Genomic DNA, 22,963 nt, shown 5'->3' with positions numbered 1-22,963 from the left:
ACTCTCGACCCCTTTGGTGATTTACTATTGATACTTTAGCAAGAAACAAAAAAAGTAACAAAAAATATGCCTTATTTTTTATATGTTATTTTTTGTGAGCGCTTGCTCGGGCAATCTTGCTTTTGTTAGTATTGCTTGAATCTTGCTTAAAATTGTAAGTGCTTTCTAACATAGTTAGGGTCTTAGTTATTAAAACTGGATCGTCATTTTCGATCTCTAATTCAAAGTCTTCGTAGCTATCTGGATAAGAAGTTGCATCTAATGTTAGTTCACAATCTTGTGGACCATTCATTAAGATGCGTCTAGTTTTACTCCAGGTAAAAAGTGAGAGAGCATCTTGTTCTTTAGCAAAATGTGTGGTAAGGTATTGACCAATATTGCCATGAAAAGCAAAGTGCTTTTTCGCTACCAATTCTTTAGCTTGCGCATGAGTTAAATTATCATTGATTTCAATGACTTCGTGATAATTTCTTTGAACAGGATTAGGATCAGGTACCTTCATTGTTTGTTCGGCATGATCGCTGTAGATTCTAATTCGCAAACTAATATGATGCTTTTTCAATAATTTATCCGGTGTATCAAAATAATAATTTTCTTGGACAAAATCACTTTTTACAGGGAAATCATTGACTATTTTTTGATAAGTTTCTCTGTGTAAAAGTGTTTTAGCTTCGATTTCTCGATTTTTGCTCATAAGTTTAAGACCTCCAAGTTCCATAAATAATTATAATAGTTAAGAAAAAATATTTAAATGAGTTCGGTTTATAATCTTTAACATGGTAAAATGTGATTGTTTACTAAGAAAGGATGTTTTCTCATGGAAGTAGATTGGGATAACTTCTTGTGGCCTTATAATGAAGCTGTACGCGAGTTAAAGGTTAAATTTCGTTCCCTTAGACAAGGCTTTTTAACTAAGGGAGAACATTCACCAATTGAATTTGTAATTGGTAGGGTGAAGACAGTAGATTCTATTAAAGAAAAGATGACAAGACGGGTAATTAGCCCAGATGTCATTGAGACTGACATGCAAGATATTGCAGGTATTCGTATTGTGACACAATTTGTGGACGATATTTATAAGGTAGTAGATTTGATCCATGCACGGGATGATATGGAAGTAGTTGAAGAGCGAGATTATATTCAAAATGCTAAGCCATCAGGCTATCGTTCCTACCACATGGTGATTAACTACACGGTTTACTTGCCAGAAGGTCCAAAAAAGTTGATTGCAGAGATCCAAATTAGGACTTTAGCAATGAACTTTTGGGCTACTGTTGAACATACTTTAAATTATAAATATCAAGGTGTTTATCCAGAAGATATTTCAAAGCGACTTAAATCAACAGCGGAAGCTGCTTATAAGCTTGATGAAGAAATGTCGTCTATTAAGGATGAGGTCCAAGAAGCTCAGAAAATTTTTACCAAAAATAAAGGCAAGGAAAAGGCATGAAAGTAACAATAGCGCATAATAACTATGATAAGACTTTAGAGACAGTGGCTTATCTTAAAAGGCTATTGCAAAAAAAGAATGTCATTTTTGACGCTAAGTATCCAGATATAGTAATTACGGTTGGTGGCGATGGCACCTTAATCAATGCATTTCATCGTTATGAGAATCAAGTTGATTCAGTTCGTTTTATAGGTGTGCACACAGGCCATCTAGGTTTTTATACTGATTGGCGTAATTATGATATTGATAAAATGGTTGATGCGCTTTTACTAACAAAAGGTCAACCGGCCAAGTATCCTTTGCTTGAAATTAAGATGCTGACGGAGTCAGGAGATACTCGCTATCATTTGGCTGTAAATGAGTCAGCGGTTAAGAGAATTTCGCATACGCTTGAAGCAGATGTTTATATTGATGATGAGTTATTTGAGAACTTTAGAGGCGATGGCTTGTGTGTTTCTACACCAACAGGTTCGACTGCTTATAGCAAATCGTTAGGCGGAGCCGTAATTCATCCACGATTAAAAGCTTTGCAAATGACAGAAATTGCCTCGATTAATAATCGTGTGTTTAGAACTTTGTCTGCACCGATTGTAATTGCACCTGATCAGTGGATCACGATTGTACCTAACGCTGACCATTTTGTAATGACAGTGGATGGGGCAAGAATTGATGTTAGAAATGCCAAAAAAATAGAATATCGTATTTCTAAGCATTCAATTCAATTTGATCAATTTGGTCACCACCATTTTTGGTCACGTGTACAAAATGCATTTATTAAGGACACCGAGGATAATGACAAGTTTATTTAAATTAGTTGTACAAGAAAAAGATCCCAAAAAATTGGGCTCTTTTTTGTTAAAGAATGGTTTTTCACACCAGGCCTTAATTAAGGCGAGACATCATCATGGAATGATTTTAGTAAATCACAAACGACGATATTTAAGTTTTCATTTAAGTGCTAGGGATGAAGTGATTTTTGTTAGTGGTGAAGAAAAGAAAAATCAATTTTTAAAGCCATCTAATAATCCGGTAGATCCGGTTTTTGAAACCAAAAACTATATTGTATTAAATAAGCCAGCAGGGGTTTTATCGATTCCATCTAGATATGAAGATAATGATGCTGTAGTTAATAGATTGATGGGATATTTTTTTCAACAAAATAAAAAAGATTTGAAGCCTCATGTAATTACTCGTTTGGATCGAGATACTTCTGGTTTAGTATTAGTTGGGAAAAATGCGATCGCACATGCTCGTTTTAGCAAAATTGGCAAAGATAATTTTGTGAAAAAGTATCATGCTATTGTTCATGGCAATTTTGCGGAAGATGAACTAGCGGGGATAATCGATGAACCAATTGGCAAAGAAGGCGACGGAGTAAAAAGAGCCGTCGTAGCAAATGGTAAAAAAGCACAGACGCGTTATCGCGTGCTTAAGCAAGTTGAAGGAGCTAGTCTGGTAGAATTACGCCTGTTAACAGGCAGAACGCATCAGATAAGGGTTCATATGGCTTATTTAGGACACCCGCTTTTTGGTGATCCTTTGTATGGTATTAACGATAATTTTTCTCGGCAAGCATTAAATTGTTTTTACTTGGCTTTTCCTGATCCATTTGATAATGAAAGAAAGCAAGAAATTCAAATCAAGGATCCAGAAGACATGTCTAAGCTATGGCAAAAATTAGTTAATTAATAAAAAATTCTAAAATAATTAGCCTTAACTATTAAAACTTTTGCATAAAGAAAGCGATTTCTGTAGAATGAGAGGTGTAATGTAAAAAATATACTTATACAGAAAAGAGGATACCTTTATGTATTATTCCAATGGTAACTATGAAGCTTTTGCGGATCCTAAAAAGCCTGAGGGCGTAGACAACAAGTCTGCTTATATTATTGGTAGTGGATTAGCTGGTCTTTCTGCAGCTGTCTTCTTGGTTCGTGATGCTCAAATGAAGGGCGAAAATATTCATGTTTTGGAAGAATTGCCAGTAGCCGGGGGTTCACTTGATGGTGCTAAGCGTCCAAATGCTGGTTTCGTTGTCCGCGGTGGACGTGAAATGGAGAACCACTTTGAATGTTTATGGGATATGTATCGTTCAATTCCAAGTTTGGAAATTCCAGGTGCGTCATATCTTGATGAATATTATTGGCTTGATAAAGAAGATCCTAACTCCTCCAATTGCCGCTTGATTTATAACCGTGGTGATCGTCTGCCAAGTGATGGTCAATATGGTTTAGGCAAGTGCACTAATGAAATTGTTAAATTGATCATGACCCCAGAAAAGGAACTTGAAGGAGAAACGATTGAAGAATTCTTTAGTGACGACTTCTTTAAGACTAATTTCTGGTCATACTGGTCAACGATGTTTGCCTTTGAAAAGTGGCACTCAGTAGCTGAAATGCGTCGCTATGCAATGCGTTTCATTCACCACATTGATGGTTTGCCAGACTTCACCGCTTTGAAATTTAATAAGTATAACCAATATGAATCAATGGTAAAACCACTTTTGGCTTACTTAAAAGATCATGGCATTAAATTTGAATATGACTGCCATGTACAAAATGTGGAAGTTGATCATGATGGCAAGCAAAAGATCGCTAAGAAGATCGTGATGACTCAAAATGGCAAGGAAACCGAAATTCCATTGACACCAAATGATATTGTCTTCATCACTAACGGCTCAATTACTGAAAGTTCAACTTACGGTGATCAAAATACTCCAGCTCCAATTACTCATGCTAAGGGCAGCTCATGGAAATTATGGGAAAACTTGGCTAAGCAAGATCCTGACTTTGGTCATCCAGATGTCTTCTGTGAGAACTTGCCAGAACGTAGTTGGTTTGTTTCCGCAACAACTACTTTAAAGAATAAGAAACTTGCTCCATACTTTGAACGTTTAACTAAGCGTAGTCTTTACGATGGCAAGGTTAATACTGGTGGTATTATTACGATCGTTGATTCAAACTGGGAACTTAGTTTCACTATTCACCGTCAACCACACTTCAAGAGTCAAAATCCAGATGAAATCGTTGTTTGGATTTATGCACTTTATTCAGACACTGAAGGTAATTATATTAAGAAGAGAGTAGTTGACTGCAGTGGTAAAGAAATTGCCGAAGAGCTTTTGTACCACTTAGGTGTTCCAGAAAGCCAAATTAGTGAATTAGCTAGCGAAGAAAATATGAATACTGTTCCTGTTTACATGCCATACATCACTAGCTACTTCATGCCTCGTCACGATAGCGATCGTCCAGCAGTAGTGCCAGAAGGTTCTGTCAATATTGCCTTTATTGGTAACTTCGCTGAATCTCCAACTAGAGATACTGTCTTCACTACTGAATATTCAGTCAGAACCGCGATGGAAGCTGTTTACACGCTTTTGAATGTTGATCGTGGTGTTCCAGAAGTATTTGATTCAATTTACGATATTCGTCAATTATTGCGGGCAATGTACTACATGTCAGATAAGAAGAAGCTGGCTGATCAAGACATGCCACTTCTAGAAAAATTAGCTCTTAAGACAGGGATGCGCAAGATTAAGAAGACTTGGGTAGAAGAATTGTTAAAAGAAGCTAACTTGATGTAGTTTTTAATGCAAAAAGAAAAAGCTGGATGAAAAATCAAGCTTTTTTTGTATGCTTTTTAACACTTTTCAAAATAAACAAAATCGCTGCAGCTATTAAGGCAACGGCAACAATCATGACTGTTGCATTAATAATTCTGCTGGTATTAAGGTGCAAAATTGAGTCGCCACCGTAGGCGTAAAGATAAGCAAATGGACTTACACCAATCACAATCGGAATCAATTGCTTTTTGAAATCATTTTTATTAATCAAAATATTGACATAGCTAACAGTTGCACTTGGAATAAATGGGATTAGATATCCAATAGTTAAGGCACCATCGGATATTTTTGTGTGGTTAACAATTTATAGATCTTGCTGTTAGACATATGTTTAATGTCATATAACTTGTGCAAAAGCTGCATTAAAATAATTTGACCTAAAATATCACTAATCCAGTTAACAATGAATCCAAAGGCTGGACCATAAAGAATACCATTTAAAACACAGAAGATACCATTAGATAGGCCAGGAATCGCTACACAAATTGCATTTAAAATAAAAAGAAAAGCTAAATCTTCGATTCCGTGGCTACGCACCATTTTAATTAATAATTCTTCATTGTGGTGATCAAAATGAACTAGCAATTTTAATTCTGGTAGATAGCTTAAATACAATTTATATAAAAGCAATAATCCTAAAATTCCACCTAGAATAAATAATATAATACGAATTGTTTTTCGTTTCACTTTGTCGCTTTCTTATTAATTCAGTTCTGCTAATATCTATTCTACTTTAAATTTATAAAATGAAAAAGCCATGACTAGCATGTCATGGTCATTTTTCGTTATGAATTATTTAGTAAAAAGTACGCGTGTACCTTCAGGAACCGGGATTTCTGTTTGAATAGGGGTTAAAGTTCCGTTACCGCCATTTCTAATGTATAGAGTAGCGTTATCTGTATTTTGATTTGCAACTACTACGTATTTTTGATCGGCATCCCAGTTAAAGTCACGAGGAAAATCGCCAAATGTTGAAATACGTTGAACCAAACTTAAAGTATGATCATCATTGACTTTAAAGACAGTAATAGAATTATGACCTCTGTTAGAGTTGTAAACATATTTACCATCTTTACTGATATAAAGGGCTGCAGCACCATTGTGTTCAGTGAAATCTTCTGGAATGGTCTTGTATGTAGCAATATTTTCGAAGTCCCAAGTATCTTCGTTGAATTTAACTACATTAATTTTGCTAGATAATTCACCGACCACGTAGAAGTAGTTGCCATCTTTTGAAAAGACAATGTGACGAGTTCCAAAACCAGTTTCATTTTTATATTGAGCCAAATGTTCTAACTTACCATTTTCTAAGCGGTAAAAATCAACAGTATTGTTACCCAAATCGCAGCTAACTAAGTTTCCTGAGGGTGTCTCGTCGAAGAAGTGTGGGTGAGGACCGTCAGTTTGTTCTGGACGAGGGCCAAGTGTTTCAGCCTTGTGAGTAACTTGATCGACTAATTCTAAATTGCCGCTTGGATTGTAGTGAAATACGGATAAAACAGCGGTGTGGTAATTAGCAGTATAAATCAGCTTTTTTTCACGATCGATGCCAACATATGCTGGTGAAGCACCGGGAGTTAAGTAGCGGTCAACTTCGCTTGAACCATGTTCACCTAATTTGAAGACGCTGATACCGCCTTCGTCCCCAGCGTTATTAATGGTAAAAATTAAATCGCCGTCTTTTTGGAAATAAGTTGGACCACCAACACTAATAATGTTTTCTGCTTTGCCCAACTTAGCCCCATTATCTTCACCAATAAAAGGCAATTCATAAATACCTTTAGAGGTTTTCTTAGTGTAGCCTCCGATTAAAACTTTCATATAATGCCTCCGATTTTTAGAAAAAGTATTAACTAGAGATAAGTATAGCATGGAAAATAATGAATCAGATTATGACTTGTTTTCCTAAAAAGTGCTAGAGTAGGGAATATAAGGTGAAAATAATGATTGTAAAAATAAGAAGGTGTGTATAGATGGATGAAAATAAAATTCGTGAATTATATGCCCATAATGAGGTTCAACAGGTTTTTACAAATTTGCAATCTTCCTCTTCTGGATTATCGGATGAGGAAGCCGCTGAACGACTTAAAAAATATGGCGCTAATACCATTAAAAAAGCCGCAGCTGAATCAGAATGGAAAACATTTTTTAAGAATTTTTCTAGTATGATGGCTATTTTGCTCTGGATATCAGGATTAATTGCAATTGTTTCCGGAACATTGGAATTGGGGATTGCCATTTGGCTAGTTAATATTATTAATGGCTTGTTTAGTTTTTGGCAGGAGCGAGCTGCTAAGCGAGCAACTGATGCCCTGAATAATATGTTGCCAAGCTATGTGGAAGTCATTAGAAGTGGCAAGAAGAAACAGATTAATAGCAAGGATTTGGTGCCTGGGGATGTTTTCGTTTTGCAAGCCGGCAATTCGATTCCAGCGGATGCGAGAATTATTTCCGCTAGTTCAATGCAAGTAGATCAGAGTGCTTTAAATGGTGAATCTGTTCCTGAGTCCAAAACGACGAAATATGACCCAGGTGAAGGTAGCTATGCCGAGAGTAATTTGGTCTATTCGGGTACGACAGTAGGTGCAGGGACTGCTAGAGCAATTGCCTTTGCCACTGGGATGAACACGGAGTTTGGACGAATTGCAAGTTTAACTCAAAAGCAAACTAAGACAACTAGTCCGCTTACAGCTGAGCTTAATCGATTGACTAAACAAATTTCAATTATTGCTATTACGATTGGGCTTATCTTCTTTATCGCCGCAATCTTTTTCGTAAAATATCCTTTAGCCAAGGCATTTATCTTAGCTTTAGGGATGATCGTTGCTTTTATTCCAGAAGGATTATTGCCAACAGTCACGTTAAGTTTAGCTCAAGGCGTTAAGCGGATGGCTAAAAAGCATGCATTAGTTAAGGAATTAAATTCCGTTGAAACTTTAGGTGAAACGACAGTTATTTGTTCAGATAAAACTGGTACTTTAACGCAGAATCAAATGACAATTCACTATCTTTGGACTCCAGCCAATGAATATCACGTTACTGGCAATGGCTATGTCAATAATGGACAGATTGAATTAAATACAAAGCAATTATGGTATGAAGAAAATCCAGATTTACGCAAATTAGTTCAAATTGCAGCTTTGGACAATGATACTTCAGTTCAACCTAATAAAAAGGGTGGAAAACCTAAAATCTTAGGTACGCCTACTGAAGCTTCATTAATCGTCATGGCGCAAAAAGCGGGCTTTAACAAGCAGAAAGTTTTGGTCAAATATCCTCGTTTGCGTGAATTGCCATTTGATTCGGATCGTAAAAGAATGTCCACTATTCATCGTTGGGACGATACGCATTATATTGTTCTTACTAAGGGCTCTTATAGTGACACGATTAAGCAGTGTGATCGAATTCAAGTCAATGGCAAAATTCGTCCGATGACTGAAGCAGATCGTCTTCGCGCTAAAAAAGCTAACGCTGATTATGCTTCTCGCGGATTGCGCAGCATGGCCTTGGCTTATAAAATTATTGATCATGATGTCGATGTTAATAAAATAAATATCGCTGATGCTGAAAGTAATTTGGTTTTTGTAGGTTTAGCAACAATGAGCGATCCACCACGTCCAGAAATTTATGATGCTGTTAAACGTTGTCATCAAGCAAAAATTAGAATAATTATGGTAACTGGTGATTCAAAATTAACTGCTAAATCGGTTGCTGTTCAAATTGGTTTAACTTCAGATAAAGCACGTGTTATTTCTGGTAATGAATTAGATAAGATGAGCGATGAAGAATTGCGTCATGCCTTAAAGGATGAAGTGATTTTTGCTAGAGTTGCTCCAGAACAAAAATATCGGATTGTAAAGAATTGTCAGGCTAACGGTGAAGTCGTAGCCTCAACAGGTGACGGGGTTAATGATGCTCCGGCTTTAAAGCAAGCCGATATCGGAATTGCAATGGGCATGACTGGTACTGATGTTGCCAAAGATGCGGCTAACATGATTTTGACGGATGATAACTTTGCATCGATTGTGGCTGCAATTGAAGAGGGGCGTGCAGTCTATAGCAATATCCGCAAGTTTTTAACATATATCTTAACTTCAAATGTCCCAGAAGCTATCCCATCAGTTTTGTTTCTTTTCTCAGCTGGATTAATTCCACTTCCTATGACGGTTATGCAAATTTTAACAGTTGACTTAGGTACTGATATGTTGCCTGCATTAGGATTGGGTGCTGAAGCTGCTGATCCTGATATTATGAAGCAGCCACCACGTAAAAGATCAGAGCATTTGTTGAACAAGGGCGTTATTATTAAAGCCCTTTGCTGGTATGGACTTTTATCAAGCATCATATCAACTGCTGCTTATTTCTTCGTTAACTATCAAAATGGTTGGCCAAATGTTGCTTTAGCTGCTAATGGTTCAATTTATATGCGTGCTACGACTATGGTTTTAGGTGCGATCGTCTTCACTCAAGTAGCTAACGTATTGAATTGTAGAACTAATATCGTTTCCGTTTTCAAGAAAGGGTTATTTAAGAATAAGAATATTTGGTATGGCATTATTTTTGAGATCATCTTATTCTTTGTTTTGACTGTTACACCAGGCATTCAGCAGGTATTTAATACAACTATCTTGACTATGAGTGATTGGCTATTTTTGTTCTTATTGCCAGTTCCTTTAGTCTTGTTAGATGAACTAAGAAAATGGTTGATGTATCATCATAAAAATATCTAATAATTTAGGCCGCTTAAGTTTTTAAGCGGCTATTCTTATGCTAAAATTATTTTTGAGGAGATATATAATTATGAAATGGATTTCAACTATTAAAAAAATTGGTAAAAAAGCTATCGATAATAAAGATGGTATGGTAATTTTATTTGGCGAAGGCGCTAATAAAGACTTAGAAGATGTTTCAGTTATTCAAAAATTTAGTGACGAACCCCCAGTTAAAGGCTTTGTTTTCAAAAAAGGCGATACGCTGACTGTTGATGGTCAAACCTATGTTGCAAATTATGTAGGTCCAATGGTCGAAAGCAACATGAAGGCTTTAGGTCACGCTACTTTGTTCTTTAACCGTCCAATTCCTAAGGCACCTTTGGCAAATGCAGTATACTTTGATCCAGATGTTGCTCAACCACTTCCAACCTTCAAGGTGGATGATGATATTGTTTACGAACACATTTAAATACTAGGACAGGTAGATGGATTATAAACAAAAAAGTGAGAAAGCAACCTTATTTAAAAAATGGTTTTTAGATAATCGGTTTAGTATTGTTTTATTAAACATCTTATTGTTCTTTTTGATTATCTGGATTTTTAACAAAATATCTTTTGTGTTGAATCCTGCTTGGGTATTTTTTAGTGCAATTTTGCCACCATTACTTTTAGCAGTCATTCAATATTACGTAATGAATCCAGTAGTAGATTGGTTTGAAAAGAAGTTCAAAGTTCCTAGAGTTGTTACAATTCTTGTTTTATTCCTGTTTGTTTTAATAGCTTTAATTTGTATTATTAATATCTTAGTTCCTATTGCCCAAAATCAGATTAATTCATTGATCAAAAATTGGCCTAATATTTGGAACGATGCGGTAAATGCAACGCAAGAAGCTTTACGAGATCCTCGTTTGCATGAAGTTAAGGGCAGCTTGCAAAATATGATAGACAATACTCAAAAAACTTTGTTTAAATCAGGACAAAGCACGATTAATGCAACTATAGGAAATATATCTTCTGCGGTAAGTATTATTACAATGATTGTAATGACTTTGCTTACTGCACCGTTTATCTTATTCTTTATGCTCAAGGATGGACATCAGTTGCGTCCTTATATTACGAAGTTTGCACCAGAACATTGGCAATCCAGTTTTAGTCAACTATTGTATGATATCAACTATGCATTGGCTTCATATATTCGTGGTCAAATAACAGTGGCTTTTTGGGTAGGTGTCATGTTTGTAGTTGGCTATATGATAATTGGCTTGCCATATGGTTTGGCTTTAGCTATTTTAGCTGGATTTATGAATTTGATTCCGTATTTTGGTACGCCATTAGCTCTTATTCCAGTATTCGTAATTGCAATTATGACTTCAGGCTCTATGGTTATTAAAGTTTTAGTAGTTTTCTTAATTGAACAAGCAATTGAAACTAGAATTTTAAGTCCTTTAGTCATGGGGAATAAGATGGAAATGCATCCCGTAACTACAATTTTGCTTTTAATTGGTGCCAGTTCTGTTTGGGGACTATGGGGTGTATTTTTCGGTATTCCAATCTATGCAATCTTGAAGATTATTGTGTCTCGCGTGTACAATTATTATCGAAGAGAATCTGAAATTTTTAGTGAAACAGATGCTGTTTCTTCGACCACGGGAGATGCAGATAAAAAAGCAAATAATGCTAAATAAATTTAAAGCGTGGTTTAAAAGCTGCGCTTTTTTAGTTTAAGGGGTTTTGAAATGACGAATCACGTAGTTTTATATGAACCATTAATGCCAGCCAATACTGGCAATATTGCACGTACTTGTGCAGGTACTAATACAGTTTTAGATTTGATTGAACCATTAGGTTTTCAAATTGATAATAAGAAAATGAAACGAGCAGGACTCGATTATTGGGATAAAGTTGATGTACGTCGCCATGATGATCTAAATGCTTTTTTAAAGACTTTAGGACCTAACGATGAGATGTATTTAATTTCTAAATTCTCATCTAAAAATTATGTAGACGTAGATTACACTGATCCTAATAAAAATTATTATTTTGTTTTTGGTAAGGAAACTACAGGCTTACCTGAAACTTTTATGCGTGAATATTATGATAGAAATTTAAGAATTCCAATGTCAGATAATATTCGCTGCTATAATTTGTCCAATTCTGTAGCGATGGTTCTGCTTGAAGCATTGCGTCAACAAGGTTTTCCAAATATGAAAACTGCCCATCACTATGAAAATGATAAGCTAAAGGATGATTATGATCGTCCAGAAAGATATGAACGTAATTTAGGAAGTGAAGAATAATGGATTTTGAAAGACAAACACCAGTAACTGTGCAGGCATTTCACTATGATTTGGTTGATGAAGACACTGCACCAAAAAGCGATGTCAGAACTGGTATCCAAAAATTAGATGTAAGTCAAGATGATGAACATTCAGAAAAAAATGGCAGCTATTATGATGTAGCCGTATTTTATGATGTAATTCCTGCACCAGCTGAATTTAGAGTAAGCGGAACTATTCACCAAGTTGTTCAATTAAAGGATTATCATGGTGATGGTTCTGATATTAGTAGTGCAGATTGGCAACTTTTAAGTCGACCATTGGTTGAATATATTGAAACTTTAACGTATGAAGTAACGCAAGTAACTTTTGACCAACCGGTTAACTTGAACTTTAAAGCTAATTTTTAATCACTAATTAGGGTGAGTACATGCCTGCAAAAAGGAAAAAGAGAAAGATAAAAAAGACATATTCTAAGAAGAAAACAGCTAAAAAACAAAATTTAGAGTGGAGTATTTTAGGGCTAGTACTTATTTTGCTAGCTATTTTTGCCTTTGTAAGATTCGGTATTTTAGGCAAGCAAATTGCAAATTTAATCCGCTTATTTTTTGGTGATTCATATTTATTGGCAGCAAGTTTATTGGCTCTTTTTGGGTTAGTAAATTTAATTTATAATCAACCCGTTCGTCTGTCTATTAAACGTATCATAGGGCTTTCTTTAACTTTTATTGGTATTTTATTGATTCAAAGCAATTTGTACTATGAACATGAATTGGTTAATAGCAATTTTTTGAATTCATTTTGGCACGCTATGACCGCGGAGTTTGCTCGCGCAGGCGTGACAGAGAGCGTAGGCGGCGGTCTGATTGGATCGTTAGGTTATCAAATCTTTTATCCATTATTAGGACAAATTGGAATCAAAGTCTTTGCTGTTTTGTTAATTTCGATTGGAATTTTAATGTTTTTTAATGTGAAATTTAGAACTATCATTGAAAAATTTCAATCAATCAGCCAATTATTTATTCAAAAGAATAAAACGGCTGGTGTTAAATTAAAGGATAAATACAGCGATGTATTGGAAAAACGAAAGCAAAGACAAGCAAATGCTGATCAAGATAAAAATATTTTTCCAGATGTCGCAGATTTTGATTCTGATAATAATGAGGAAGATACTACTGAACCGGCAAGTGAAGATGTACCTGTTGAATCTGAGGCTGACTCAGAACCGGTTCCGGAACCGCAAATTCAAATCGCTCCACAGCATGAAGAACCTGAAAGCAAAGACTTGCCAAAGTCCCATTCTTTTGCTCAGGAAGATCAAAAGCTAGTACAAGAATTAGCTAATGTAGATCATGGCGAATTAAAGACAGATATGGTAGTTGATAAATCATATAAAAAACCACCATTGAATTTGCTTGATCCAATTAAATCGACTGATCAAAGTACGGATCGAGATTTGATTAAGAAAAATACTCAGGTTTTGCAATCTACTTTTAAGAGTTTTGGTGTAAAAGTAATCATTAAAAAGGCGATTTTAGGACCTACTATTACGCGTTATGAAGTTCAACCTGCCGTTGGTGTAAAAGTTAGTCGGATTGTTAATTTAGCCGATGATTTAGCTTTGGCACTAGCAGCAAAGGATATTAGAATTGAAGCTCCAATTCCAGGGAAACCATTTATTGGAATTGAAGTACCAAACCAAACAACTTCAGTTGTATCTTTTAAAGATGTAATGGAACATCAAGATGCAAAAGCGAAAAAGGATCCAATGAATGTGCCATTAGGTAAGGATGTCACTGGCAGCACTATTTCTGCTAACTTAGCTAAGATGCCGCACTTGTTAATAGCTGGTTCTACAGGTTCTGGTAAGTCTGTAGCCATTAACACTATTTTGGCAAGTATTTTGATGAAATCTAGACCAGAAGATGTAAAGCTAGTTTTAATTGATCCCAAAATGGTAGAACTTTCCGTTTATAACGGAGTACCGCATTTGTTAATTCCAGTTGTGACAGATGCTAAGCTGGCTTCTAATGCATTGCGCAAAGTAGTTAAAGAAATGGAACGTCGATATAAACTGTTTGCGGCAGGCGGCGTACGCAACATGGGTGAATATAACCAGAAAGTTGCTGAAAACAATCAAGATAAATCTAAGCCTGCCATGAAGCCATTGCCATATATTTTAGTAGTTGTTGACGAACTTAGTGACTTAATGATGGTTGGTGGTCATGATGTTGAAGGAGCAATTGTCCGTTTAGGTCAAATGGCTCGTGCTGCCGGAATCCATATGATTTTAGCTACTCAGCGTCCAAGTGTAGATGTTATTACGGGATTGATTAAAGCCAATGTTCCATCTCGTATTTCTTTTGCTGTATCTAGTGGTGTAGATTCTAGAACTATTCTGGATCAGACCGGAGCTGAAAAACTCTTAGGTCGTGGTGATATGCTTTATATGCCAATTGGTGTTTCAAAGCCTGAACGTATTCAAGGTGCTTATATTGCTAGTGATGAAGTTGAACGCGTAATCGATTGGGTAAAGAAGCAGCAAAAAGTTGATTATGATGAGACAATGATTCCTAAAAAGGGTGATAATTCATCTGCTTCTAGTGATGGAAATGATGAACCAGAAGATGAGTTCTATAATCAAGCTGTTGATTTGGTTCGTCGGCAGCAAACAGCAAGTGTTTCTATGCTGCAGAGACGCTTCAGAATCGGTTATAATCGTGCTGCAAGAATAGTTGATGAGATGGAAGCTAAAGGAATCGTGGGGCCTTCTGAGGGCTCAAAACCACGTCAAGTATTAGTCCCACCAGTAAAGAATGAAGGTAATGGAAATAATGCTAATGACTAATATTACGATTAGAAAAAATAAAAAATTTACGACAGCCGCATTGGGCTGTTTTTTGCGTTTACCACTGACAAGCCATAATCTAGCCTTTGCAAGTTTGTTGTCACGGCTGCAGTCAAATACTAGTATGTTTTATCCTCAAATTGCAGAACAGACTAGAAGATTAGCTGATCTCTATGATTTGCAACTAGATATAATGCCTCAGCTTTTTGGCAAAGAAATAATTTTGACTTATTATGCTAATTTTGTCGAACCAACTGAGATATTGGATCCAGAATATGTATATCAAGAAATAATTCAAACGGTAAGTGAAATTATCACTAAACCGGATTGTACGCCTAAATTGCTGGCTTATGCTAAAAAACAACTAGAGGATGATTATCGTGAATTAATGCAGCAGCCTGCTAATTATGCTATCGATCGCTTTTTTAAACTATGGTATCGAGATCAGCCGGATTATGCCGAAAATTTCATGGGACCAATTGATGAAATTCAAAATGCAACGGTCGATGAAGTAAATCATTATATTGAAGGTTTGCGGGATGTCCCTGTAGCTGTAGTGGGTATGGGACGTGATCACAAATTGATGACGAAACTTGCCAAGTTTTATTTTACGCAAGCTGGTATTATTAAAAATTTCCAAACTTCTGGTTTAACTATTCCTGCTAGCCAAAATTTGATTGAAAAAGTTGATGAACAAGGCAATAGTCAAGCCCAATTATTAATGGGATTTGGCATTGATCATGCAATTAATTACCAAGAACAGATTATTGGCTTGCTTTTAAGTCAATATTTAGCTGGTGATCAATCGTCTAAATTATTTAGCAAAATTCGTGAAGAATTAGGTGCAGCTTATGCTGTAGAAGCTAGTTGTTTTGCAAATAATTCTTTATTTTTAATCAATGCGGGCTTAGATTCTGATCAAGTAAATGCAGCTAAACAAGTTGTGTTAGCTGAAATGCAAGACTTAGCTGATGGCAACGTAGATGAAGAACTTTTTAAGAAGTCTCAAAAAGCTTTATACAGAAATACTAGAATTGGATTGGATAGTCAAAACTGGCAGATGGGTCAAGCCTTCCGAGGAGAACTATTTTCAGATTATTTAGATTTTGATCGAGAGACTGCTATTAAAAAAGCTACGACGCGTCAATTAGTTAATTTTGTTCAAAATTTATTCTTTAATGAAAGCTATATTTTAAAATGATTACACCAAAAATTATTAAAAGAGAATATAAATCTGGTTTTAAAGCAGAGATTATCCTAAAGCCACATTTTTATCAACGTTTTTTCGGCATTATTATTGATTTTGGCAGCAGTGATCCACAAAAAGTAGCAGGATCTGCTCATTTTTTGGAACATAAATTATTTGCTAAAAAAGATGGCGATCTTTCTGCACAATTTGAAGAGATTGGGGCTGATGTCAATGCATTTACCTCATTTAATGAAACAATGTTTTATTGCAGTGGGATTGAACATACGCCTAAGATGATTGAGTTGTTGTTCAGATTAGTAGGAGAGCCTTATTTTACTAAACAAAATATTGCTAAAGAGGCTCCTATAATTGAGCAAGAATTAGCGATGTACCAAGATGATCCTATGTGGAAAGTAAACAATGCAATTATGACAAGCATGTTTGGTCATTCTAATTTAGGAACTGAAGTAGTAGGTACTAAGGAATCGATTAATCAGGTAACTAAGCAAAATTTGACTAAAGTTTATACAGAAAATTATGTGCCTACTAAAATGCAGTTTGTTGCTTGTGGAGATTTTTCAGATAACCAAGTTCGCACAATTTTGCGCCAAGTAGGGAAATTGCAAGCTAAGTATTTAGCTGATCGTAAGGCAGTTAGTGCTCCAATAGTTAAACCTACGGGTGAATTTTCAGATCAAGCTTTATCGACCGGAGGAAATTCTAGAGCTTTCGGATTAGGAATTCGCTTTGAAAACTTTAAGAAAGTATTATCAAGTTCTGATTTAACTCAAATTCTGTTAGAAATAATGTTAGAATCAAAACTAAGCGTGATGAGTCCTTGGTTTGAAAGAATGCGCAAAGAAGGGCTGTTGGCCAATCTTTTGCAAATTTCAGTTAATTATACTAGACAAGGCGATTTTGCCACTATTTTCGGAGTTAGTGCAGATAGTCAAAGAATAATTGAGGAAATTAAGCGAGTTTTAACTCAGCCTGTGGATCCAAATTCTGAACAATATCGCTTTATTAAAGATAATTTCGTTTTGCAGAAGAAAGAATGGCTGGCACGAACTATTCGAACAATGAATAATCTTTCATATTTGGCAATTGAAATGATTGAAGAAAGTCTTGATCATGAAGATTTACAACTTAATTTGTTAAAGTTGCAGACAATGGGATTTGAAGAATTTGATCAAATTTGTCAAAAGCTAATGAAAGATAGCACAATTTGTTCAGCTTATTTAAACTCTAAAGGAGAAGAAAAATAAATGAAGCGCGCTATTGTGTTTGGGGCTACGGGCGGTATTGGACAAGCAATCTGTCAAGATTTAGCCGAAAGTGGCTGGTCTCTTTATTTGCACTATAATTCCAAAGAGAAAACTGCAGAAGAATTAGTTCAAAAATTATTTGCTAAATATCCTAAACAGGATTTTATGCTAATAAAATTAAATTTTGAAACTGATGATGCGCAATTAAGCAAATTTGTGAAAAATTTGTTGCCAGTAAACGCAGTGATTTTTGCCCAAGGGGTCACTAATTACGGTTTTCTAGGGGATGAAGATCTTGAGAATATTACGAGATTAATAAATATTAATCTAACTGTACCAATTAAACTAACTAAATTGTTAGAGCCCCAGTTAATGAAACAAGATTTTAGTCGAATCGTTTACTTAGGATCGGTTTATGGAGGCTATGGTAGTGCCTTAGAATCAGTATATAGTGCAACCAAAGGTGGATTAAGTCGTTTTGCGCAGGCTTATGCACGTGAAGTAGCATCAAATAATTTGACGGTTAATGTAATTGCACCAGGTGCTGTGAAGACGAGCATGAATAGTATTTTCTCAGAAGATACTATTCAGGAAGTTCGAGAAGAGATTCCAGTTGGACGTTGGGCCGATGGAAAAGATATTTCATATTGGATTAAAGTATTGCTCGATAAACGCAGCAATTATCTCACTGGACAAACAATTTATGTTACCGGCGGCTGGCTTTTATAACTAAGAAGTTGTAAACGAGATTTTATGGTATACTCAATTTGTTAAATTTAATTTTGAAGGGGTTAATATGGCAGACATCGGAGAGAAATTAAAGAGCGCTAGAGAGGCAAAAGGACTTTCAATTGAAGATATCGAAAAGGCAACTAAGATTCAAAGCAGATATCTGACAGCAATTGAAAAGGATGAATTTGATAAGCTTCCTGGTGACTTTTATGTTAGAGCATTTATTCGCCAATACGCTCAAGTAGTTGGATTAGATGGGAAAGAACTACTCAGCGATTATCATGAGGATGTTCCAGAAGCAGATCCTGATGAATATGTAGAAAATTCAATTGACAATAAGAGCGAAGAAGTTCGTGAAACCACAAATAACAAGAAGAATTTATGGAAAAATTACTTGCCTCGAATTGCTATTGCATTAGGCGTAATTATTGTAATTTTAGTTGTGTACGCATTGTATGCACATATTTCATCAGGTGGTCAGCATAATGAGGCTGATAATAGTGGTGTAACTGTTTCATCACAAAAGACATCATCCTCATCTTCTAAGAAGAAGACTAAGCCAGTTGCTGTAAGTGCAGTTAAAATTAAGAAGATTAATGATAACGAATATCGTGTTCTTGGTCTTAAGAAGAATCGCCGTTTAGTTGTTAAAGCAGGTTCAACTAAAAACACTTCTGCAGGCGTACAAATTAATGGTAATGCAAATAGCTGGCAAGGAACTTTAATTGCTAAGCAAAAGCATACCCTTACTTTGCCTTCAAACGCTGAACGTGTTGTAATTACCTTAGGTAATGACAATGGAAGCTCAATTAAGATTGGTGGCAAGAAGGTACCATACGTACCAAATAATAGCTACAGAACAATTACTTTGTTAATTGGAAAAGCTAAGAAGACTACTACTCATCAAACTAATGATAATAATAGTCAAAATGGTACAACTAGTGACAATAATACTAATAACAGTAATACTACTACTCAAAATCAAACTCAGAGCAGCTCTACTACTAGACACAATACTCAAACTAGTCACCAACCATCATCAACTACTCAAAGCAGTCAAACAAGACAAAGTAGTCAAACAAAACAATCATCTACTACCCAATCATCAACAACCACTACGCAAAATAATAATGCCGGTGGAAACGATAATGGCGGCAGTGGCAATGAAAATAATGGCAATTAAAGCTTAGGAGAAAATAAGAAGAATGAATTTACCTAATAAACTTACTGTTTTTAGAATCTTTTTGATTCCAGTATTTATGTTAATTATAATTTTTGGTGGCAATGCTCATACTGAAGTAGCTGGTTCAACCGTAGTTTGGAGCTGGGTAATTGCAGCTATTATTTTTGCTGTAGCTTCAGCTACTGACTGGTTCGATGGTCATATTGCTCGTTCACGCAACATGGTAACCAATTTTGGTAAGTTTGCTGATCCATTGGCAGACAAGATGTTGACTATGACAGCATTCATCTTCTTGGTTGAATTGAAGCTTGCTCCAGCTTGGATTGTAGCTATTATTGTTTGTCGTGAATTAGCTGTTACTGGTTTACGTTTGATTTTGGCTGAAAACAAGGGTCAAGTTTTAGCAGCTAAGATGCCAGGTAAGATTAAGACCACTTGCCAAATGTTATCAATTATCTTCTTGTTAATCGGTAACTTCTGGCACATTGGTACTATTTTGCTTTGGCTTGCATTGATCTTTACTATTTACTCAGGATATGATTACTTCCACCAATCATGGGGCGTATTTAAAGGATCTATGTAAAATTAAAGATAAATTAAAAGAAGCAGAAAATTGCTTCTTTTTTTATTTTCTCAGAAAAAAATTGCCCTTTTTTGCGTATTTAATAGTGTAGGCTAAATACTTTGAACATTAGTTTGTATATTGCTTGCAAAGTAGATAATGATCAAAGTATACTTATTGAGTACAAAAATTTAGGAGGAAAATATGGCCAAAGATGAAAAAAAGGCTGCTTTAGATGCAGCGCTCAAGAAAATCGAAAAGAACTTTGGTAAGGGTGCTGTTATGCGTATGGGTGAAAAAGCTGATACCCAAATTTCAACAGTTTCAACAGGTTCACTTGCTTTAGATTCTGCTATTGGTGTTGGCGGCTATCCTCGGGGACGTATTATTGAAGTATATGGACCTGAATCATCTGGTAAAACCACTGTTGCTCTTCATGCAGTAGCTGAAGTACAAAAACGTGGTGGTACAGCCGCTTATATTGATGCAGAAAATGCAATGGATCCAGCATATGCTGAAGCATTAGGTGTAGACATTGATTCACTTATTTTATCTCAACCTAATACAGGTGAAGAAGGTTTACAAATTGCTGATACTTTAATTTCTAGTGGTGCCATTGATATTGTGGTAGTTGACTCTGTTGCAGCGTTAGTTCCACGTGCTGAAATTGAAGGCGAGATGGGGGATGCTCATGTTGGTCTTCAAGCTCGATTAATGAGTCAGGCTTTGCGTAAATTATCTGGTACTATTTCAAAGACTAAGACCATTGCAATTTTTATTAATCAGATTCGTGAAAAAGTTGGGGTTATGTTTGGTAACCCAGAAACTACTCCAGGTGGTCGTGCTCTTAAGTTTTATTCAACTATTCGACTTGAAGTAAGAAGAGCAGAACAGATCAAGCAATCTGGTGATGTGATTGGTAACCGTGTCAAGATTAAAGTAGTGAAGAACAAGGTTGCTCCACCATTTAAGGTGGCTGAAGTAGATATCATGTATGGTAAAGGTATTTCCCAAAGTGGAGAATTGCTTGATATGGCCGCTGACAAGGATATTATTGATAAAGCTGGATCATGGTACTCATACAAGAGTGATCGGATCGGTCAAGGACGAGAAAATGCTAAGAAATATCTTGAAGATCATCCAGATATCTATAAAGATATTCAACAACAAGTTCGTCAAGCATACGGCATTGATAAAAAATCAGTAGCTGATCGTGAGGATCCTGAAAAAATAAAGGAAAAACGCGAAGAAGCAAAAGCAGAGAAGACTGCAGAAACTAAAAAGGCAACTGATGACAAATAAAAGATAATTTTTACCTTGGAATTATGTTCCAAGTTTTTTTCTTGTGGATTGACATGAACCAATAGGTTCTTTATCATAAAAGTTGTGTGAATAATTCTAAAAAAAGGCGATAGTAATCATGGATACAATAATTATGATTCCCGTCGCAACTGCCATTGTTTCACTTTTGGTGGGTACAGTGATTGGTTATGCTATTCGCAAACATTCTTGGGAACAAAAGGTTCAGAATGCTCAAAATGATGCTGATCATATTTTAGCTGATGTTCGAGCACAAGTTGCTGCAGTAGAAGCTGAGGTTAATGCACAAAAGCAAGCAGCAGAAGCTGTTAAGCAAAGTGCTGAAAACACTAAGAAAGAAAAAATTCTTGAAGCTCAAGAACAAATTCGTGATTATAAGCAAAAAACTGAAGACAAATTAAATTTAAAAAAGGATGATTTGGCTCGGCAAGAAAATCGTTTAAAACAACGTGAAGATACTTTAGATCACAAAAATTCTTTGTTAGATGAAAGAGAAGCTGAACTCACTAAAAAAGAAGATCAATTAAAGCAGCAAGATACTAGCTTGAAAGCAAAATTAACTGAAGCTGATGAATTAGTTGAAACTAGACGGCAAAAGCTTTATGACGTAGCTAAGTTGGATAAGGAAGAAGCCAAGAAGATTGTGCTTAATAAATTATCTGCTGAACTCGTTAAAGAACGTGCTGAATTGATTAGAAATAGTAATGAAGAAGTTAAAGCAAAAGCTGACCATTATGCTAATCAAATCATAGTTGATGCAATTCAGAGTAGTGCGGCAGATACTGTAGCAGAAACTACAGTGTCTGTTGTTGATCTGCCAAATGAAGAAATGAAAGGACGAATTATTGGACGTGAAGGCCGTAATATTCGTTCATTTGAAGCTTTAACTGGTATTGATCTAATTATTGATGATACGCCAAAGGTTGTAACTTTGAGCGGCTTTGATCCAATTAGACGTGAAATTGCTAAGAGAGCAATGGAACGTTTAATTAAAGATGGAAGAATTCATCCAGCACGAATTGAGGAAATGGTTGATAAAGCTCGTAAGGAAGTTAATGACGATATTTATGAAGCTGGTGAAAGTGCCTTAATAGAACTTGGAATCCACCGCATGAATCCAGAACTTGTTAAGACACTGGGCCGACTTAAATATCGTACGTCATACGGACAAAATGTTTTGTCACACTCAATTGAAGTTGGTAAGTTAGCTGGTACTATGGCTGCTGAATTAGGTCTAGATGAAAAATTAGCAGTTCGCGCGGGATTATTACACGATATTGGTAAAGCCATCGATCATGATATTGAGGGTTCACACGTAGAGATTGGTGTAGAGTTGACCCGTAAATATCATGAATCCGATGTTGTAGTTAATGCGATTGCTGCACACCATGGTGATGTGCCTAAGTTATCGTTTATTGCTGAACTTGTAGTTGCAGCAGATACGATTTCTTCAGCTCGACCAGGTGCAAGAAGTGAAAGTCTAGAAAATTACATCAGACGTTTGACTGAATTAGAAAAGATAGCTAAGAGTTATCAAGGTGTCAAACAGGCATATGCTATTCAAGCGGGACGTGAAGTTCGCGTGATGGTTGAGCCTGATGAAATTTCAGATGATCGTACAGTTATTTTGGCACGTGATATTCGGAATCAAGTTGAAAAAGAGCTTGATTATCCAGGTAATATTAAGATTACCGTTATCCGTGAAAAACGAGTTGTAGCGATCGCTAAATAAAGTAAAAAAGGTTTGAAATTAAAAGTTTCAAACCTTTTTTGGCTCTTTGTCAAATCCTGTTGATAGAGAGTA

The 22,963-nt window shown here is 35.8% G+C and carries 19 protein-coding genes and 1 pseudogene; 17 read left to right on the top strand and 3 right to left on the bottom strand.

Annotated features, from left to right (window positions below):
* Positions 1-85: 85 nt before the first annotated feature.
* Positions 86-694: a CYTH domain-containing protein gene (locus AADV52_RS05360; protein WP_014919155.1), complete on the bottom strand. Its 609-nt coding sequence runs from the start codon at positions 692-694 to the stop codon at positions 86-88.
* 123 nt (positions 695-817) lie between these two features.
* Here AADV52_RS05360 and AADV52_RS05355 point away from each other — a divergent pair, with 123 nt between their 5' ends.
* The 4 genes from AADV52_RS05355 to AADV52_RS05340 all read left to right on the top strand — a co-directional run bounded on the left by AADV52_RS05355 (position 818) and on the right by AADV52_RS05340 (position 5,033).
* On the top strand, positions 818-1,450 hold the full coding sequence (locus AADV52_RS05355) for a GTP pyrophosphokinase (protein WP_014919154.1): 633 nt from the start codon (positions 818-820) through the stop codon (positions 1,448-1,450).
* A complete protein-coding gene (locus AADV52_RS05350) occupies positions 1,447-2,259 on the top strand; it encodes an NAD kinase (RefSeq protein WP_014919153.1) in 813 nt (270 codons plus the stop codon). Before AADV52_RS05355 ends, AADV52_RS05350 begins: the two co-directional genes overlap by 4 nt.
* Positions 2,243-3,139: an RluA family pseudouridine synthase gene (locus AADV52_RS05345; RefSeq protein WP_014919152.1), complete on the top strand. Its 897-nt coding sequence runs from the start codon at positions 2,243-2,245 to the stop codon at positions 3,137-3,139. The genes AADV52_RS05350 and AADV52_RS05345 overlap by 17 nt, the downstream gene beginning before the upstream one ends.
* A 118-nt stretch (positions 3,140-3,257) precedes the next feature.
* On the top strand, positions 3,258-5,033 hold the full coding sequence (locus tag AADV52_RS05340; protein WP_014919151.1) for an oleate hydratase: 1,776 nt from the start codon (positions 3,258-3,260) through the stop codon (positions 5,031-5,033).
* A 34-nt stretch (positions 5,034-5,067) separates the two neighbouring features.
* Here AADV52_RS05340 and AADV52_RS05335 read toward each other — a convergent pair.
* A pseudogene (locus AADV52_RS05335) lies at positions 5,068-5,759 on the bottom strand (TVP38/TMEM64 family protein).
* Positions 5,760-5,864: 105 nt separating this feature from the next.
* The gene (locus tag AADV52_RS05330; protein WP_014919150.1) at positions 5,865-6,893 is read right to left on the bottom strand and encodes a lactonase family protein; all 1,029 of its coding nucleotides are present in this window, start codon (positions 6,891-6,893) and stop codon (positions 5,865-5,867) included.
* 152 nt (positions 6,894-7,045) lie between these two features.
* Here AADV52_RS05330 and AADV52_RS05325 point away from each other — a divergent pair, with 152 nt between their 5' ends.
* From AADV52_RS05325 to rny, 13 genes are all read left to right on the top strand, one after another.
* Positions 7,046-9,802, top strand: a complete 2,757-nt coding sequence (locus AADV52_RS05325; RefSeq protein WP_014919149.1) for a cation-translocating P-type ATPase — start codon at positions 7,046-7,048, stop codon at positions 9,800-9,802.
* A 70-nt stretch (positions 9,803-9,872) separates the two neighbouring features.
* Positions 9,873-10,253, top strand: a complete 381-nt coding sequence (locus AADV52_RS05320) for a PTS glucitol/sorbitol transporter subunit IIA (RefSeq protein ID WP_014919148.1) — start codon at positions 9,873-9,875, stop codon at positions 10,251-10,253.
* Positions 10,254-10,269: 16 nt separating this feature from the next.
* Positions 10,270-11,469 (top strand): AI-2E family transporter, encoded by a 1,200-nt coding sequence (locus tag AADV52_RS05315; RefSeq protein ID WP_014919147.1) that lies wholly within the window; start codon positions 10,270-10,272, stop codon positions 11,467-11,469.
* A 51-nt stretch (positions 11,470-11,520) separates the two neighbouring features.
* Entirely contained in the window at positions 11,521-12,081 is a 561-nt protein-coding gene (locus AADV52_RS05310; RefSeq protein ID WP_003625990.1) for a tRNA (cytidine(34)-2'-O)-methyltransferase, read from the top strand.
* Positions 12,081-12,470, top strand: coding sequence for a DUF1149 family protein (locus AADV52_RS05305; RefSeq protein ID WP_003625992.1), 390 nt, complete (start codon positions 12,081-12,083; stop codon positions 12,468-12,470). Before AADV52_RS05310 ends, AADV52_RS05305 begins: the two co-directional genes overlap by 1 nt.
* 20 nt (positions 12,471-12,490) lie before the next feature.
* Positions 12,491-14,908 (top strand): FtsK/SpoIIIE family DNA translocase, encoded by a 2,418-nt coding sequence (locus tag AADV52_RS05300; protein ID WP_014919146.1) that lies wholly within the window; start codon positions 12,491-12,493, stop codon positions 14,906-14,908.
* Positions 14,895-16,109, top strand: coding sequence for a M16 family metallopeptidase (locus AADV52_RS05295; RefSeq protein WP_014919145.1), 1,215 nt, complete (start codon positions 14,895-14,897; stop codon positions 16,107-16,109). The genes AADV52_RS05300 and AADV52_RS05295 overlap by 14 nt, the downstream gene beginning before the upstream one ends.
* A complete protein-coding gene (locus tag AADV52_RS05290) occupies positions 16,106-17,362 on the top strand; it encodes a M16 family metallopeptidase (RefSeq protein WP_014919144.1) in 1,257 nt (418 codons plus the stop codon). The genes AADV52_RS05295 and AADV52_RS05290 overlap by 4 nt, the downstream gene beginning before the upstream one ends.
* A complete protein-coding gene (gene ymfI / locus AADV52_RS05285) occupies positions 17,363-18,091 on the top strand; it encodes an elongation factor P 5-aminopentanone reductase (RefSeq protein WP_014919143.1) in 729 nt (242 codons plus the stop codon).
* A gap of 67 nt (positions 18,092-18,158) precedes the next feature.
* Positions 18,159-19,277, top strand: a complete 1,119-nt coding sequence (locus AADV52_RS05280) for a helix-turn-helix domain-containing protein (protein ID WP_014919142.1) — start codon at positions 18,159-18,161, stop codon at positions 19,275-19,277.
* A 22-nt stretch (positions 19,278-19,299) separates the two neighbouring features.
* On the top strand, positions 19,300-19,860 hold the full coding sequence (pgsA, locus tag AADV52_RS05275) for a CDP-diacylglycerol--glycerol-3-phosphate 3-phosphatidyltransferase (protein WP_012211604.1): 561 nt from the start codon (positions 19,300-19,302) through the stop codon (positions 19,858-19,860).
* Positions 19,861-20,043: 183 nt separating this feature from the next.
* Entirely contained in the window at positions 20,044-21,141 is a 1,098-nt protein-coding gene (recA, locus tag AADV52_RS05270) for a recombinase RecA (RefSeq protein WP_014919141.1), read from the top strand.
* A gap of 118 nt (positions 21,142-21,259) precedes the next feature.
* Positions 21,260-22,891: a ribonuclease Y gene (gene rny, locus AADV52_RS05265; RefSeq protein ID WP_014919140.1), complete on the top strand. Its 1,632-nt coding sequence runs from the start codon at positions 21,260-21,262 to the stop codon at positions 22,889-22,891.
* The last annotated feature ends 72 nt before the right edge of the window (positions 22,892-22,963 follow it).

It is taken from the genome of Lactobacillus helveticus, from assembly GCF_046109915.1.
In the GTDB taxonomy this organism is placed as follows: domain Bacteria; phylum Bacillota; class Bacilli; order Lactobacillales; family Lactobacillaceae; genus Lactobacillus; species Lactobacillus helveticus.
This window is presented reverse-complemented; position numbering and strand designations above follow the sequence as displayed.

Bases quoted from the DNA above. Each gene is read 5' to 3' on its own strand.
- AADV52_RS05360 (WP_014919155.1), bottom strand. From the start codon at position 694: ATGAGCAAAAATCGAGAAATCGAAGCTAAAACACTTTTACACAGAGAA.
- AADV52_RS05355 (WP_014919154.1), top strand. From the start codon at position 818: ATGGAAGTAGATTGGGATAACTTCTTGTGGCCTTATAATGAAGCTGTA.
- AADV52_RS05350 (WP_014919153.1), top strand. From the start codon at position 1,447: ATGAAAGTAACAATAGCGCATAATAACTATGATAAGACTTTAGAGACA.
- AADV52_RS05345 (WP_014919152.1), top strand. From the start codon at position 2,243: ATGACAAGTTTATTTAAATTAGTTGTACAAGAAAAAGATCCCAAAAAA.
- AADV52_RS05340 (WP_014919151.1), top strand. From the start codon at position 3,258: ATGTATTATTCCAATGGTAACTATGAAGCTTTTGCGGATCCTAAAAAG.
- AADV52_RS05330 (WP_014919150.1), bottom strand. From the start codon at position 6,893: ATGAAAGTTTTAATCGGAGGCTACACTAAGAAAACCTCTAAAGGTATT.
- AADV52_RS05325 (WP_014919149.1), top strand. From the start codon at position 7,046: ATGGATGAAAATAAAATTCGTGAATTATATGCCCATAATGAGGTTCAA.
- AADV52_RS05320 (WP_014919148.1), top strand. From the start codon at position 9,873: ATGAAATGGATTTCAACTATTAAAAAAATTGGTAAAAAAGCTATCGAT.
- AADV52_RS05315 (WP_014919147.1), top strand. From the start codon at position 10,270: ATGGATTATAAACAAAAAAGTGAGAAAGCAACCTTATTTAAAAAATGG.
- AADV52_RS05310 (WP_003625990.1), top strand. From the start codon at position 11,521: ATGACGAATCACGTAGTTTTATATGAACCATTAATGCCAGCCAATACT.
- AADV52_RS05305 (WP_003625992.1), top strand. From the start codon at position 12,081: ATGGATTTTGAAAGACAAACACCAGTAACTGTGCAGGCATTTCACTAT.
- AADV52_RS05300 (WP_014919146.1), top strand. From the start codon at position 12,491: ATGCCTGCAAAAAGGAAAAAGAGAAAGATAAAAAAGACATATTCTAAG.
- AADV52_RS05295 (WP_014919145.1), top strand. From the start codon at position 14,895: ATGCTAATGACTAATATTACGATTAGAAAAAATAAAAAATTTACGACA.
- AADV52_RS05290 (WP_014919144.1), top strand. From the start codon at position 16,106: ATGATTACACCAAAAATTATTAAAAGAGAATATAAATCTGGTTTTAAA.
- ymfI (WP_014919143.1), top strand. From the start codon at position 17,363: ATGAAGCGCGCTATTGTGTTTGGGGCTACGGGCGGTATTGGACAAGCA.
- AADV52_RS05280 (WP_014919142.1), top strand. From the start codon at position 18,159: ATGGCAGACATCGGAGAGAAATTAAAGAGCGCTAGAGAGGCAAAAGGA.
- pgsA (WP_012211604.1), top strand. From the start codon at position 19,300: ATGAATTTACCTAATAAACTTACTGTTTTTAGAATCTTTTTGATTCCA.
- recA (WP_014919141.1), top strand. From the start codon at position 20,044: ATGGCCAAAGATGAAAAAAAGGCTGCTTTAGATGCAGCGCTCAAGAAA.
- rny (WP_014919140.1), top strand. From the start codon at position 21,260: ATGGATACAATAATTATGATTCCCGTCGCAACTGCCATTGTTTCACTT.